A 15,587-nucleotide genomic window follows, 5' to 3' on the forward strand; every position below is an offset into this window, starting at 1 on the left:
CGGTAGCGAGTTGCTGCTGTAAAGAAGCGATCGAACTTTCGCGTTCACTCAACTGCTGCTGTAAACTTTCGTAACTTGACTTCGCTACTGTTTCGGCTAATTGGCTTTCGAGATTTTGCTTTTCGGTAGCGAGTTGCTGCTGTAAAGAAGCGATCGAACTTTCGCGTTCACTCAACTGCTGCTGTAAACTTTCGTAACTTTCTGGCATCGGATTTGGCTTTACAATCACCGAGTCCGATAGAGTTTCTGCCGTTACAGCGTCATTAACTTCGCTTTCTTCGGCTGTTTCCCCTTGCAAGGGGGCTGCCTCTACCTCAGTTTCTTCACCTTTTTTCCAAGTGACAGTAACTTCCGTCTTGTCCTTAGAAATATCCAGAGCGCCTTGTGCCAAGCGTTCTAGGAGTTCCGACCTTGATATTCCGAGCTTGCGAGCGATCACGTTTAATCGATCGGCACTAGAAGAAGTCAGCGAAAGTCCGACTTTGACTTTACTTTCTGAATTGGAACTAACTACATTGCGATTTTTTTTGACCATTGGCATTTTCCTCATGCCAACCTACACTAATAAGTGTAGTGGCTGAAGCTTCTATTAAAATTAATTCTTGTTACTTACCAATTGTGCCAGCTTCTGTTCCCAATTGAACAAAAATTCGTGAATATACTCTTCGATCCATTCCTCGCCGTAGAACCGCTTAAACATTCCCTCGGCCGGGTTTTTTTCGGCACGATACGGCAGATATTACAGTTGAGCTTGTAAGCCGTTGTTTTAAAGCGAAGCTTCCAAAGTCGCACCTGCAACCCGATGATCTCGATCTTTTGCCAAATAGCTCACAGCAGCGCGAGCTTGAGGATTTTGACACTCCTGGGCCTAAAGGCACGAGGATTCTTCGTTCATAGACCCAACTTGCCCTAGCAGGATTACTCCAACCAAGGTAGAGGTCGAATCTCCCGAAGCGTTCGGATCTATGACCCAAGTTCCGGTATGCCCTACCGTACTCAAGGCTAATTTCAGGATATTAATAGCAGCATTCCAATCCCGGTCTAAGACGAAGCCGCATTGGCAAGTGTGGGTTCTCATAGAGAGGGATTTTTTGATTAACGTGCCGCAATTAGAGCATTCCTCAGAGGTGTAGGCAGGATTGACCGCTACGGTTATCTTGCCAAACTTAACCCCGAAATACTCTAACCATTTCCTGAACTGATACCAACCCGCATCATTAATAGACTTGGCAAGACAATGGTTCTTGACTAAGTTCTTAATCCTCAAGTCTTCATAGGCGACCAAATCGTTAGATTGGATTACACAACGTGCCAGTCTCTTGGCATATTCTTCACGTTGCCTACTTATTTTGAGGTGTAGTCGTCCTAGTCTATTAATGGCTCGTTTACGATTGGCAGAGCATTTTCTTTTACGAGAAACACGTCTTTGTCGAAACTTTAGACGCTTCTCGCCTGCTCGATAAAATTTAGGGTTAGGCTCAGTATGACCATTGCTATCGCTGTAGAACTCCTTGATTCCTACATCTAATCCAACAATTCTACCTGTCGGCTCAATGTCTAGTTTTCCAGTTTCGATTTTCACCAAGAACTGAACGTAGTAGCCATCGGCACGACGCACTAGCCTAACCCGCTTTATTTGGTCTAGTTGGTAGAAGTGTAAGTCCCACGTCCCTTTAAGTTTAAGTTTACCAATGCCCTTCTTATCAATGAAATTGATTGAGCGTCTATCGGGGGAAAGCTTCCAGCCAGAAGTTTTGTACTCTACCGAGCGGCAATTCTTCTTAAATTTTGGATATCCCTTCTTTCCGGGAATAGACTTCCTGCAATTTTCGTAGAATCGAGCAATTGAGGAATATGCCCATTCAATAGCAACTTGGCAAGCGTGAGAGTTCAAAGTATTTACAAAGGGAAACTCAGCTCTCAGCTTGGTGTTGTAGCGATACAGCTCTTTTTGCCCTACGCCGCGATTATCCATCCAAAAACGGATACATTTGTTGCGGACGAATTGAGCAGTTCTAATCGCCTCATCTATTGCTGAGTATTGAGTTGTTTTCCCTTTAGCTTTGAACTCTAAAACTCTCATTTGACGTGGACAAACCCTACGGCAACTAGCTTACCATAAATAAAGCCGTCCTAGAAGGACGGGGCTTGAATCCCATTATTGTTGGTCAAATTTGCTCAGCGCGCGAGCAACTCGCAGCCGAATTCCCCAGTTATCCGAACTTACTAGAGCTAATAATTGCTGCAATGCCTGTTCTTGCTTCGGGGTATTTGCCAGCACACCCAATCCGTCAATTGCTGCTTCCTGAACTGGTAAATCTTCGTCGCCAAGACCGATCGCACAAATTTCAAATACTGCATCAGGACACTGCATTTCGTACAGCGGAGCCATAATGCTGCGGCGGACGAGCCAATTGTCATCGCGGCGAAAAGCTTCCACTAAATGAGAAATTGCCTCGGTTCCGAACCTTGACAAAGAGTTAGCGGCTTCGGCAATTTTCATAAGCCAATTATAAATTTTTGTTACGTTTCTTTACAATTTTAGCAATTATTCCCGGATTTGGGGCAGATTTAAAAAAACTTCACTGCTGAATCAGAATTTTTGTGGGTATTTAAGCGAGCTTTTGTATTAGTAATTAAGGCAATCAGTACCCTATTTATTTGAGTATGCGGAGGCATCTTTATTTTTTAAATAGGTTTTAAAATCCGATTTTTTACAAGCCGCGGCTGGGGCGCAGTATACAATAGAATCATTTTTAACCCCATTTTTCGGAGATTAAAGCGCCAGTTAAAACCCTAATTCTCCGGCGCATAAAATCCTAAATGATTGGCAATTGGACGTTCCTGCATGGGAATTTTATTCTGAATCGGAGCATTCAACAGTTTCGCTCCTGACGGCGATGCTACTGCAAAAGTTACCGACCCGCCGCCATCTAAATTCAGCACTGTCTCCGCTCCCAACTGCATCGAAATATCAGCTATTTCACTCAATTTCAGCCCTTCACTGTAAAGCCTCTGCTTGCCGTCTGCCAGAATTAACCACAACTTATCGCCTGTTTTGTCGATCGCCGCGACTGCACGGGGATAGGGTTTATCCTGCTTGCGTTCTTCCTGACTTTGTGCTACGGGCTGGCCATTTTTTACCAGCAAAGTATCTCCGGCAACGGCATAGGCTGTTCCCGCAGGACAAGTGCCGTTTTCGATTATTTGAGCGCGGTTTTTGGCATCAAAACAAAGGGCGGGAAAGTCTGGATTGGGTTCAGAATAAGCTTGGCTTTTGGCAATGGCGTGTCCGACATTATTTACTCGATCGCCACTGCGGGGATAGTAATCCCAAGGTGCTTTCTCGATGCAGGGATAAAAAAAGTTGCCGTTGACTGCTAATTGCAATTTAAATTCTTTCAGGAATTCAGTAGCCGTGCGGGCATTGGTTTCTGTTAAATCGGGTGTTGGATTTCCGGGAGTGACAAAAATTCCTATTCCCGGCGCTTTTAGGTCGATGCTAACAATGTGAATTAGGGTGGGACGCGGATTAGTCCGAAATTCCTTGCGGTAGGCTATTCCTTGAAAGAGCGATCGGGCTTCGTTTGTTTGTTGGGGACGCAAAAAGTAGGGAATGTTGTAGAGTAGTATGGGTGCGAGCAATATTCCGAGACCGAGAATCTGCCAAATTTGTTTGATCGTGGGCCGATAAGTCATACCATTTTAGATTTGAGATGGGGGACGGGAACACTGAGAGATTTATATATTTTTAAGCATCCTGTACTAATATGAAGTATTCGGATTCCCATAATTTTAGCAATCAAATTTTACGAAATCGATCGTTCCAAGGACAAGTTCTTAACGGTGCTGATTTCAGCGGTGCGGATGTTCGAGGCTGCAATTTTAGAAATGCTCAGTTAGCGGGTGCGAATTTTATCGGTGCGAAAATCGGGCTTTCTCGGCGACAGATAGCTGTTTTGACTGCAGGGGCGATCGCGATTTGTTTGGTTGTGGGCGATGTTCTGACTCGACTGATTTTGGGATCTCAAGGACAATTACCGGGCTCTGGCAGTTGGCCTTTTGTTCTGTTGCTGTACGGGGTTTTGAGCGCTGCTGGCTTCGCTTCGGCGATCGCCAGCAAACAGCCAAAAACCTCAAAAGCGGGTAGATTGGCACGAACAATTTCTGCTATTCTATCAGGAGCTTTGTTGGGATTTTTCTATGCTGGCACTGCAACTAATAATAATTCCCAGGCTGCTCTTGCTGGAATGTCGATCGGCGGGGTGTTAATGTTTTTTGTGAATTCCCGGATTCGTGGCCAATTTGCACAGGTGGCGATCGCATCGGCTGGAAGTGTGGCGACTTACGCAGCGGCTTTTTTGTTCAGTGCAACGGCGAGCGCTTTTCTGAGCACTCACAAACTGTTTTGGGGTATGTGTTTCGGTTTGCTGTCGCTGCTGTATCTTTGGTTTGCGTTTGTGTCTTTCTCCGCTATGGTTCGAGAGATTGGAAATGCTGAGGGTACTTCTTTCAGAGGGGCAAATCTCGCTGATGCTAAGTTCGATATAAGTTACCTCAATCTTAAATCTAAAATTTAAAATCTAAAATTACCCGACTGATATTCAAACAGTAATTGAGCCAGCAGAAAGCGACGCTTTGCTGCAAACGGTGGCGATTGGTGTAGGTCACTATGGTTTTCTACTATTGGCATTATATCTGGGTGTTTATTCTCGGCGCGATCGCCCTAATTTACCCTCAAAAATATAAAAGCGAGATCCCTTGATTTTTCTCAAAGAATTCAAGGGATCTCGCTCTAATCAAACTATTTATCTCATATCAGAGATTTTTTTTGCAAGCTGTTTTTTTTGCCTAAACAGCTTGATTAACGGAGAGGGAGGGATTCGAACCCTCGTTAAGTTGCCCTAAACACACTTTCCAGGCGTGCGCCTTCAACCGCTCGGCCACCTCTCCAGGGCTAAATTAATTCATTTAGCCACAGCTAAACTATATTAACAGAACAAATCTGATTTGGGAAGGGGTAACGGCATAAATTTACTGTTTAATGTGGATAGGGTGTCAAACGAGCCGGCTTGGATTCTCCTACCTATGTCGCAAACCCCTTCATCTAAAGGAGTTTGCCCGCCAAACCCCAATCTAAAATCTAAAATCTAAAATCTAAAATTCCATGACTCACTCTTACACAATTAAAATTCATAACAGACAGACAGGCGATCGCCACACCGTGCGAGTACCCGAAGACCGCTACATCCTGCAAAGCGCCGAAAACCAAGGAGTAGAATTGCCCTTTTCCTGCCGCAACGGCGCTTGTACCGCCTGTGCGGTGCGCGTCAAGTCGGGGGAACTGCACCAGCCAGAAGCAATGGGGCTGTCTGTGGAACTGCAAAAAGAAGGTTATGCCCTGCTGTGCGTCAGCTATCCCCGTTCCAACATTGAGGTAGAGACGCAAGACGAAGACGAAGTGTACGAACTGCAGTTCGGCCGCTACTTCGGCAAAGGTAAAGTTAAAGCTGGTTTGCCGTTGGATGAAGAATAAGGCAATTTGATAAATTATCAACTACCAATTATCCATGCTTTATCGGTTATTTGCGATCGCCCTTTGTCTGTGGCTAGCTAGCTGCCAAAAACCAGAAATGCCCCAAGGTACGATCGCCAAAGTAGAAAGGGCCATCAGCGGCCAAACAATCGAAGTTATCAGTACAGCCGACAAAATAGCCTTATTAGAACAAATCAGGCTAATTGGTATTGATGCGCCGGATTTAAAACAGCAGCCTTGGGGAGAAGCAGCCAAACAAAGACTAGAACAGCTAACTAGGGGAAAACAGGTATTGTTAGAATCAGACATCGAAGAGAAAGACCAGTTCGATCGCAAACTAGCCTACTTGTGGCAAGATAAAAATTTGCTCAACGAACAGCTAGTCAAAGAAGGTTATGCCCTGGCCTGGGTGCGATCGCCCAACACCAAATACCAGCAGCGACTCATCAACGCTCAAGAATGGGCGAGACTCATGGGTAAAGGCCTGTGGAATCCAGAACGAGCTTTGCGCCAAACTCCCGCAGAATTCCGCCAACAAAATCGGAAATAGTCAATCGATTTTAGATTTTAGATTTTAGATTTTAGATTGAAGCATTGACCCCACCGATAAATACGTTCGGCAAGTTTCATCGGGTACAGGTTTTTATTTCTGGACGGATGAATCACGTGGCGGGTATCGTGGATGCTTTCGGTCAGTTGGGAATTGTTGACAACTGACAACTGACAACTAACAACTAACAACTAACAACTGACAACTGACAACTGACAACTGACAACTAACAACTAACAAATGACTGACAATCAACTGCAAAACTTCTTAGAAATAGCCACCGAAGCAGCCCTAGCCGCCGGTTCCGTCCTGCAATCTTTCTGCGGAAAATTAGAAAAAATTCAAGAAAAAGGCCGATCGGGCGATTTAGTCACAGAAGCTGATAAAGCCTCAGAAGCCGTCATCTTAGAAATTCTCGGCCGCCACGTACCCCACCACGCCATCCTCGCCGAAGAATCCGGCAAATTAGGGGATGCTAGCAGCAAATACCTGTGGGCGATCGACCCTTTGGACGGCACAACAAATTATGCTCACCAATATCCTTTTTGGGCCGTGTCGATCGGACTTTTAATCGACGGCATACCACAAATCGGAGTAATTTACGACCCTTTTCATAACGAATTGTTTCGGGCAGGCAAAGGATTGGGAGCAACCTGCAACCGATCGCCGATCGAAGTTTCCCAAATCCCAGAATTGAGAACCAGCTTGCTAGTCACTGGCTTTGCATACGATCGGCGCGAAACAGCAGACAATAATTATGCCGAATTCTGTCATCTCACCCACCTCACCCAAGGCGTGCGGCGCAGCGGTTCCGCATCCCTAGACCTGGCACACCTCGCGATGGGGCGATCGGACGGATACTGGGAACGGGGACTCGCCCCTTGGGACGTAGCAGCAGGTGTAGTCATCGTCTCCGAAGCCGGAGGTCAAATTACAGCTTATGACGGTAGTGCCTTTGAGATGAACTCTGGTCGGATTTTGGCCACAAACGGCAAAATACACGCCGAACTCAGCGGCGCACTGCTAGCCGTTCCTCCCTTATCTTCTTGGAAGTAGCACCTCCCAGCAATAGATCGGGGGTAGTACGGGGGTCAGAACCCCTTGACTCAAGCTACATTAAAGAATAGTGAGTGCGATTCGTTTAACCCAAATGGGTAGCAATACTCAGGGAAGGTTAGCCTAACCAACTGGTTAGTATAACTGAATACACATCTAGGTGCAGGATTCACAAGTCCCTAGTCCTAGTCCGCAAGTGCAGCGGTAAAAGCATATCCCCTATTTTGTTGGGTAGCAACCAATAGGGTAAAGCGGGGATAAAAGACAAGAACTACTGGTAGCCGAAACTGGTAACTGTCGAGCACGAGTTCATGTGTAGCGAAAGCAAAGATGTGTCTGAACCATCGTAATTTTCAGATGGTCAAATGGCTAAATCAAGAATAAACCCGTTGAAAAAACACGGTAAAGACTGATTAAGACCAAGCCAAAAGGCAAGGCTAGGGCATAGGCAATTTCACACTTGACCTATAAGCACCGCCCATAAACCCGGTGGATAGCATCGCACTAAAAACTCAAACAATGTGTATTTGGAACGAAGTAACTCTTATATATTTCTGGAATCATGTCTATTATCCAGTAAGTAGCTAACGAACAATATATGAGAGAGGGATTGTATCAGAAGCCAATGCTCTGTTGTAATGACAGAGATATGCAGACGGGTACACGGTAACTTCAAGGATAGGAACTTAGTAGCAATGAATAAGTCTAAAACGCGGGACAACCCGACGGTGGAATGGAATCAAATCAATTGGCGAAAAGCCGAAAGATTGACATTTAAGTTGCAAAGACGTATCTATCGAGCAAGTGAGCGTGGCGATGTTAAAGCAGTTCGGAAGCTTCAAAAGACCTTGATTAATTCATGGTCTAATAAGGTTCTAGCGGTACGACGGGTAACACAAGACAATACTGGCAAGCGTACAGCAGGTGTGGATGGCATAAAATTGTTAACCCCAAAGCAACGATTAAAGCTAGTAAGTCAACTCAAAATAACTGGTAAATCTCAACCGACTCGTCGGGTAATGATACCAAAACCAGGAACTAATGAGTCAAGACCATTAGGAATACCTACAATGTACGACCGCGCCTTACAAGCAGTTGTGAAAGCAGCACTTGAGCCAGAATGGGAGGCAAAATTTGAGCCAAACTCATACGGTTTTAGACCCGGTAGGTCATGTCACGATGCGATTGGAGCTATCTTTGACAGTATCAGATACAAAGCTAAATATGTGCTAGACGCTGATATTTCCAAATGTTTTGACCGCATTAATCACAAAGCATTACTTGACAAAATCAATACCTATCCAGGACTCCGAACACAAATTAAGTCCTGGCTTAAAAGTGGGGTATTAGACCAAGGTGAAATCTTCCCGACCAAAGAAGGCACACCACAAGGTGGGGTCATCTCTCCACTTTTGGCTAACATTGCCTTACATGGAATGGAAGAACGGGTCAAACAATATGCGGAAACGCTAACAAAAGGATACTACGGAATCAGTAAAAAAGATAAACGAGGTTCTTTAAGTTTAATCCGGTACGCCGATGATTTTGTGATTATTCACAAAGACATTGAAGTAATACTAGCCTGTCAGAAAATAATTGCAGAATGGTTAAGTGATGTTGGCTTAGAATTGAAGCCAAGTAAAACAAAATTAACCCACACCCTCAACGAATATAATGGAAATGTTGGGTTTGAGTTCTTAGGATTCCATGTACAACAACACAAGGTAGGCAACTATCGAAGTGCTAAAAATACAGTAGGAATACCGCTAGGTTTTACAACATTAATCACCCCGTCTAAGCCCAAAGTCAAAGCCCATCTGGCTAAAATTGCAGAAGTGATAGACACCCATAACACCGCCCCCCAAGTCGCTTTAATTAGTCGGCTGAATCCAATAATTAGGGGATGGTCAAACTATTACTCAACAGTAGTAAGTAAAGATACCTTTAACAAGGTAGACAGTCTTACCTATGACAAACTAAGAGCATGGGCGAGAAGACGGGGAAAAGGTAGCATCAATAAAGACAAATACTGGCGAACAGTAGGCGACAGAAATTGGTGTTTCAGCACAGAAGAAGGTTTAGAATTAGTCCAACACAAAGCAACGCCTATTGTAAGGCACGCCAAAGTGAAGGGTAACGCAACGCCTTACGATGGTAACTGGATTTACTGGAGCAAGAGACGCGGAGAATACCCGGAAACACCAAAAAGAGTGGCAACACTGCTTAAGACACAAAAAGGTAAATGTACCCACTGTGGTCTGTATTTCACACCTACAGACATTGTAGAAGTTGACCATATCCAACCTCGCTCATTAGGCGGTAAGGATGAGTACAAAAACCTCCAACTTCTACATAAACACTGCCACGACACAAAAACGGAAAATGACGGTTCTCTCAACAAGGACTATTGTAACAATCCGTTTTGAATTGTATCCTTAACAAAGGATGAAGATATCAAGGAGCCGGATGAGGCGAAAGTCTCATGTCCGGTTCTGAAGGAGAGGTAGGGGTAGAAATGCCCCTATCGACTCTAACAAAGCCAGGAAAGGAAGAGTAAAAGTTATGTCTTTTGAAATGACAAAAGGGCTGTTCAAGTATGACTTTACAGATCAGCACGCAATTTTGGGAGTTCCCTTAGACGCCGAGTTTAACGACATCCGCAAGCGCTACATGAAAATCGCCCGCCGGTTGCATTCGGATACTTGCTCTTTTGAAAGCCAAGCCGATAAAGATTGGGCTAACCAATTTTTGTCAAAAGTAGTCAATCCGGCTTACAATAAATTCTCTAAGGAAAGCGATCGCAAAGAATACAGCCTGCTATTAGCAGCCATCGCCAAGCGCGTTGTTAAAGAACAGGCGAAAATGCAAATTGAAAGCGAAGCAGCCAAACAGTTAGCTACCGCTAAAGATTGGGAAGAAGCTTACAAAACAGCAGTTAGCAAACTCGCTCTCAAGCAGTACGAATCAGTTAAGGAAACGCAAGAGGCGATCGATCAAATTAGCGAACTTAACATGGTTTACCTGCTGCGAAAAGAGCGCATTGGCATTGCAACTCCGCCACCACCCCCAACCCCAATTCCCCCAACCCCAATTCCAACCCCAACCCCAAATCTACCCCCAAATCTACCCCCGGACAAAGACGACCCGCGGATCGAAGCTTATTGCCGCCGAGCTCAAGGATTTATGGACAGCAAAAATTACGCTAAAGCAAGTTTGGAGTTGAGGGAAGTCCTGAAGGGTGCCCCGAAACACAGCAAGGCTCACGCTATGTTAGCAATGTGTTACCTTGAACAAAATCAAGCCACAATGGCAAAACTTGAGATGAACAAAGCTTTGGCGTCAAATCCAGAAGAACCGACGGCTTTGGAGGTTAAGAAAAAGCTGGAACAAGCTTCCGCCAAGGCAAAAAAAGGTGATGAAAAACCAGGATTTTTTGCAAGTTTGTTTGGCGGGAAGAAGAAGTGAGAAGTTGTGAGTTGTGAGTCTTGAATATTGAGAAACGGGTGAACAGCTCAGCAGTCGAGTGTGATCGAGCCAAACAATCAAGACTTGGTGATATCAAATCCGGTGACATCGGAATTATACTGTCAGTGCGATCGTCCCGCGATCGCGGATGCTCCAGAAAGAACGGGACGATCGCACTGACGGGGAAAATGATTATTTCGATGGAAACGAAAAGGATATGACGCCTGAATTTGTTAAAGTCGAATGTTAAGCTTGCCTGGTTCGACTTTAACACCGTTCCCTAAAGCTAAGCCTCTGAACCCAATCTAAAATCTAAAATCTAAAATCTAAAATCTAAAATTCCGATGACACCTTAATTTGTTAAAGTCGAATGTTAAGCTTGCCTGCTTCGACTTTAACACCGTCCCCTAAAGCTAAGCTTCTAAGCCCAATCTAAAATCTAAAATCTAAAATCTAAAATTCCGATGACACCTTAATTTGTTAAAGTCGAATGTTAAGCTTGCCTGGTTCGACTTTAACACCGTCCCCTAAAGCTAAGCTTCTAAGCCCAATCTAAAATCTAAAATCTAAAATCTAAAATTCCGATGACACCTTAATTTGTTAAAGTCGAATGTTAAGCTTGCCTGGTTCGACTTTAACACCGTCCCCTAAAGCTAAGCTTCTAAGCCCAATCTAAAATCTAAAATCTAAAATCTAAAATTCCGATGACACCTTAATTTGTTAAAGTCGAATGTTAAGCTTGCCTGGTTCGACTTTAACACCGTCCATAAAGCTAAGCTTCTAAGCCCCATCTAAAATCTAAAGTCTAAAATCTAAAATTGATATGGTTCACCAACCCCCATCGGGTGCAAGAGATTTATTGCCCCTTGACGTTGCTCAAAAAATTTCGATCGAACGGCGCTTACAGCAGGTTTTTCACCGCTGGGGCTATCACCGGATTATTACCTCTACTCTAGAAAGGCTGGAGACATTGATGGCTGGGGGCGCGATCGACCGATCGACCTTAATTCAACTGCAAGACGCCGAGGATGGAGAACTTGGTTTGCGGCCGGAATTGACAGCATCCATCGCCCGCGCGGCTGCAATGCGGATGGCCGGGACTCGCTGGCAGCCTCAGCGCCTCTACTACAACGCTAACGTGTTCCGCAAAGGCCCAGATACTGGCTCAGGCGGGCAACAGGAGTTCTATCAAGCTGGGGTAGAACTCCTCGGCGCGGGGGGGGCGGTTGCGGATGCGGAAGTGCTGCTGCTGCTGTCTGAGTGCTTGCAGAGCTTGGAAATTGATGACTGGCATTTGGTTTTGGGAGAAGCGGGCTTGACTGCGACATTGCTGGAACCGTTTCCGCCAAACGTGCGCCAGAAAGTTCGGGGGGCGATCGCCAATCTCGATCGAATTGCCTTGGAAACTTTGCCGCTGTCAACGGAATTGCGAGAAAGAGCTCTGCTGTTATTTGACTTGCGCGGCCGCCCAGAAGAGGTGTTGCCAATTGTTGCTAAGCTGGATTTAGATTTGCCCCAGCAAGCCGCGTTAAATAATCTCAAATCGGCGATCGAATTGCTGCACCAATGTCAATCAAAAATTCCCAATCTCAAATCCCACATTCACCTCGATTTGAGTTTAATTCAAACATTTGACTACTACACTGGAATTGTGTTTGAAGTTGTCAGCAGCAGCAAGACAGGACAGCGAGTTTTAGGACAAGGGGGACGCTACGACCAACTGTTGGGACTGTTCGATCCCCAAGGGCAAAATTCCCCCGGCATCGGGTTTTGTCTGAATATTGAAGATTTGCACCAAGTTTTGCTGACAGAGGGGCAATTGCCCACCCAGACGCCCGCTAGCGACTGGTTGGTTGTGCCTCTAACTCCTGAAGCTGGGGCGGCGGCCTTTGCTTACGCTCGCAAACTCCGAGACTCTAGTCACCTAGTTCGGGTGGAAATAGATTTGGAGAGTCGGGAGACAGAGGAGGCGGCGCGGGAATTCGCGCGCGATCGACGAATTGCTCAAATTGCTTGGGTAAATGCCGAAGGATTGCCAACAATTGAAACGGTAAATTAGGCTAATTGGTAATTGGTAATTGGTTAAAAATCACCTGATATGATATTATGTATCCTGCTGATTGAGATCAGGTTTTGCCAATTACTAATTGCTAATCCCCTATCTAACTAAAATCTTTTGAGAGAACACTATGGCACACACTATTGTTACGAATATTTGCGAGGGAATTGCTGATTGTGTCGGCGCTTGTCCGGTTGCTTGCATTCACCCCGGCCCTGGCAAAAATGTCAAGGGTACTGATTGGTTTTGGATTGATTTTGATACCTGTATTGACTGCGGTATTTGTTTGCAGGTGTGTCCTGTCGAAGGTGCGATCGTTCCAGATGAGCGGCCCGAGTTGCAGCAAACTCCGACTTGATTGCATTAATTAACTTCATCCGTAAGGTGCGCTGCGGCTCACCCTACATTTTTTTTTGAACCACAGAGGGCGCAGAGGACACAGAGAAGAAGAGTGAGAAAGAACTGAAAAATCTAACGTTTAGATATCTAAGTGAGGTAATTAATTATGTTACTTTTGTGAGTTCTTTCTTTTCCCTTCTCTTCTCTTCCTTCGTGTCCTTCGCGTCTTCGCGGTTCGTTTAAAAAAAAGCCCGATCGCACTTTACAATAAAATCCCATGCAGCCGATCGCACTTTCCGACTCTCATATTTTATCCATGCGTACCCACGCCGAAAGCGCTTATCCTGAAGAATGCTGCGGTTTGTTGCTCGGTCGAGTTACTGGCGATGTTAAAACTTTAGTGGAAGTTTGGCCGACTGACAATGCTTGGAGTGCGGAAGCTGAGGAGAATTGGCCTGAAGAAAAGGGATTGACAGAAAGACGCAGATATGCTATTAAGCCCGAAGATATGTTGCGGGCGATGAAACACGGGCGCGATCGCAGTCTGGATATTATCGGTATATATCATTCTCACACGGATTGTCCCGCAGTGCCCTCAGAGTGCGATCGGGCATTGGCGTGGGCGGAATACTCTTATATCATTGTGTCCGTCCGACAAGGCTGTTGGGAAGACCTCCGCAGTTGGAGTCTTGACGGAGAGGGGAACTTTCAAGCAGAGGAAATTCTCGCACAGGAACCGACTGAGATTAAGAAATAATTAGTAAAAATAACAAACAGGTAAAAATGCGAAAGATTCAGATAGGATGTAATTCAAAATCTGCGCTACACACAATATCATGCTAAATCCTAATCTGGAGGAGATCCAGCTCAACAAACAAGAATACGAACGCTACTCTCGCCACCTGATCCTGCCAGAAGTTGGATTGGATGGACAGAAGCGTCTCAAAGCTGCCAGCGTGCTCTGCATCGGTACGGGAGGCCTCGGTTCGCCGCTGCTGCTGTATTTAGCCGCAGCCGGTGTTGGCCGCATTGGGATTGTAGACTTTGATGTTGTAGACCATTCTAATTTGCAGCGGCAAGTAATTCACGGCACTTCTTGGGTTGGGAAACCGAAGATTGAGTCGGCTAAAAATCGGATTTTAGAAATTAATCCTTTTTGCCAAGTTGATTTGTACGAAACTCGCGTTAGTTCGGAAAATGCGATCGACATTGCCACTCCTTACGATATCATCATCGACGGGACGGACAACTTCCCGACTCGCTATTTGATGAACGACGTTTCCGTGCTTCTAAACAAGCCGAATGTCTACGGTTCTATCTTCCGATTTGAAGGACAAGCAACAGTTTTCAATTACGAAGGCGGCCCGAATTATCGCGATTTGTACCCAGAACCCCCGCCTCCTGGGATGGTTCCTTCTTGTGCAGAAGGCGGCGTTTTAGGCGTTTTGTGCGGAGTTGTCGGGTCTATCCAAGCAACGGAAGCTATCAAAATTATCTTGGGTCAAGGCACTACTTTGAGCGGCAGATTGTTGCTTTACAATGCCTTAGATATGACTTTCCGGCAATTGAAACTGCGGCCTAATCCAGTGCGCCCGGTAATTGAAAAGTTAATCGATTACGAAGAATTCTGCGGCATTCCTCAATCAAAAGCGCAGGAAGCAAGTCAGCAAACGCAAGTTCCTGAGATGACTGTCACGGAACTTAAGGAGTTAATCGACAGCGGTGCGAAGGATTTTGTATTGTTGGATGTTCGCAATCCCAACGAGTATCAAATTTGTCAAATTCCTGGGTCTGTTTTGGTTCCTTTGCCGGATATCGAACATGGCGCAGGTGTCGCTAAGGTCAAGGAATTGTTGAACGGCCACCGCTTGATTGCACACTGCAAAATGGGCGGGCGTTCTGCGAAGGCTTTGGGCATTTTGAAGGAAGCTGGAATTGAGGGGATTAATGTTAAGGGCGGAATTACTGCTTGGAGTCAAGAAGTAGACCCGTCTGTACCTCAATATTAAGGCTAATCTTTTTCTGGGGCGGGCAAATCACCCGCCCGGAACCGGGATTATGGCGGCGGCAACTGTATTCTCACCCTGTTCTCCTTTGATTCTATCTTGGTAAGCATTTGCCAAATTATTTTGAGTCATCGCCCATTGTTGCGGGAAAGCAGGGCGGGTGTAAACTTCACTAGCTGCTTGATAAAATGCGATCGCCCTTTCGATGCACTACCCATGTTTGGGATATTGTACATTTTTTGTGGGGAAAAACCCGAGTTTTTTGTACAATACTTTTACCCAGATTTTGTAGGGGCGGGTTCCACCAACAATATCTAACAAATACTAACAATCTAGATAAACCCGCCCCCCACCACCGATAACCCACATCAACCTGGAATTTTCATCGCATCGGAAAATGTAGGTTGGTATTTTTCGTTGGGTGGGGGCGGGTTTTTGAGATTGTCGATTTGTGGCAATTATGGTTGGTGAACCCGCCCCTACGAGGACTATGTACATCATGATTCTTAGTGGGTGGGGGCGGGTTTTTGAGATTGTCGATTTGTGGCAATTATGGTTGGTGAACCCGCCCCTACG

General features: G+C 45.4%; 15 protein-coding genes and 1 tRNA gene. 10 read left to right on the forward strand and 6 right to left on the reverse strand.

Annotation, left to right across the window (positions count from 1 at the left end; all coding sequences use genetic code 11):
- From QT973_RS17765 to QT973_RS17785, 5 genes are all read right to left on the reverse strand, one after another.
- A partial coding sequence (locus QT973_RS17765; RefSeq protein WP_333207948.1) for a ribbon-helix-helix protein, CopG family occupies positions 1-535 on the reverse strand: 535 nt, incomplete at its 3' end.
- Positions 536-595: 60 nt separating this feature from the next.
- Positions 596-736 (reverse strand): hypothetical protein, encoded by a 141-nt coding sequence (locus tag QT973_RS17770; protein WP_333208011.1) that lies wholly within the window; start codon positions 734-736, stop codon positions 596-598.
- 132 nt (positions 737-868) lie between these two features.
- On the reverse strand, positions 869-2,083 hold the full coding sequence (locus QT973_RS17775) for a transposase (protein WP_333207947.1): 1,215 nt from the start codon (positions 2,081-2,083) through the stop codon (positions 869-871).
- A gap of 75 nt (positions 2,084-2,158) precedes the next feature.
- The gene (locus tag QT973_RS17780; protein WP_333207945.1) at positions 2,159-2,503 is read right to left on the reverse strand and encodes a HEAT repeat domain-containing protein; all 345 of its coding nucleotides are present in this window, start codon (positions 2,501-2,503) and stop codon (positions 2,159-2,161) included.
- Between the two features lie 293 nt (positions 2,504-2,796).
- Positions 2,797-3,699, reverse strand: coding sequence for a phosphodiester glycosidase family protein (locus QT973_RS17785; RefSeq protein WP_333232907.1), 903 nt, complete (start codon positions 3,697-3,699; stop codon positions 2,797-2,799).
- 71 nt (positions 3,700-3,770) lie between these two features.
- Here QT973_RS17785 and QT973_RS17790 point away from each other — a divergent pair, with 71 nt between their 5' ends.
- On the forward strand, positions 3,771-4,580 hold the full coding sequence (locus QT973_RS17790) for a pentapeptide repeat-containing protein (RefSeq protein WP_333372804.1): 810 nt from the start codon (positions 3,771-3,773) through the stop codon (positions 4,578-4,580).
- A 288-nt stretch (positions 4,581-4,868) separates the two neighbouring features.
- Here QT973_RS17790 and QT973_RS17795 read toward each other — a convergent pair.
- A tRNA-Ser gene (locus QT973_RS17795) sits at positions 4,869-4,953 on the reverse strand.
- A 214-nt stretch (positions 4,954-5,167) separates the two neighbouring features.
- On the opposite strand from QT973_RS17795, the gene QT973_RS17800 reads away from it, so the two are divergent.
- From QT973_RS17800 to moeB, 9 genes are all read left to right on the forward strand, one after another.
- Positions 5,168-5,536, forward strand: coding sequence for a 2Fe-2S iron-sulfur cluster-binding protein (locus QT973_RS17800; protein WP_172186552.1), 369 nt, complete (start codon positions 5,168-5,170; stop codon positions 5,534-5,536).
- Positions 5,537-5,570: 34 nt separating this feature from the next.
- Positions 5,571-6,086: a thermonuclease family protein gene (locus tag QT973_RS17805; protein WP_333054346.1), complete on the forward strand. Its 516-nt coding sequence runs from the start codon at positions 5,571-5,573 to the stop codon at positions 6,084-6,086.
- A gap of 240 nt (positions 6,087-6,326) precedes the next feature.
- Positions 6,327-7,142 (forward strand): inositol monophosphatase family protein, encoded by an 816-nt coding sequence (locus QT973_RS17810; RefSeq protein ID WP_333391837.1) that lies wholly within the window; start codon positions 6,327-6,329, stop codon positions 7,140-7,142.
- A 695-nt stretch (positions 7,143-7,837) separates the two neighbouring features.
- Entirely contained in the window at positions 7,838-9,568 is a 1,731-nt protein-coding gene (ltrA, locus tag QT973_RS17815) for a group II intron reverse transcriptase/maturase (RefSeq protein ID WP_333054342.1), read from the forward strand.
- A 136-nt stretch (positions 9,569-9,704) separates the two neighbouring features.
- Positions 9,705-10,607 carry a tetratricopeptide repeat protein gene (locus QT973_RS17820; RefSeq protein ID WP_333054340.1) on the forward strand — a complete coding sequence of 301 codons (903 nt, stop codon included), beginning with the start codon at positions 9,705-9,707 and terminating at the stop codon, positions 10,605-10,607.
- A gap of 823 nt (positions 10,608-11,430) precedes the next feature.
- Positions 11,431-12,666, forward strand: coding sequence for an ATP phosphoribosyltransferase regulatory subunit (locus QT973_RS17825; protein ID WP_333054338.1), 1,236 nt, complete (start codon positions 11,431-11,433; stop codon positions 12,664-12,666).
- Positions 12,667-12,796: 130 nt separating this feature from the next.
- Entirely contained in the window at positions 12,797-13,024 is a 228-nt protein-coding gene (locus QT973_RS17830) for a ferredoxin family protein (protein WP_333054336.1), read from the forward strand.
- Between the two features lie 258 nt (positions 13,025-13,282).
- Entirely contained in the window at positions 13,283-13,762 is a 480-nt protein-coding gene (locus tag QT973_RS17835; RefSeq protein WP_333054334.1) for a M67 family metallopeptidase, read from the forward strand.
- A 79-nt stretch (positions 13,763-13,841) separates the two neighbouring features.
- Positions 13,842-15,014: a molybdopterin-synthase adenylyltransferase MoeB gene (gene moeB, locus QT973_RS17840; RefSeq protein WP_333391840.1), complete on the forward strand. Its 1,173-nt coding sequence runs from the start codon at positions 13,842-13,844 to the stop codon at positions 15,012-15,014.
- The last annotated feature ends 573 nt before the right edge of the window (positions 15,015-15,587 follow it).

It is taken from the genome of Microcoleus sp. Z1_A1, assembly GCF_036700305.1.
Lineage (GTDB): Bacteria > Cyanobacteriota > Cyanobacteriia > Cyanobacteriales > Microcoleaceae > Microcoleus.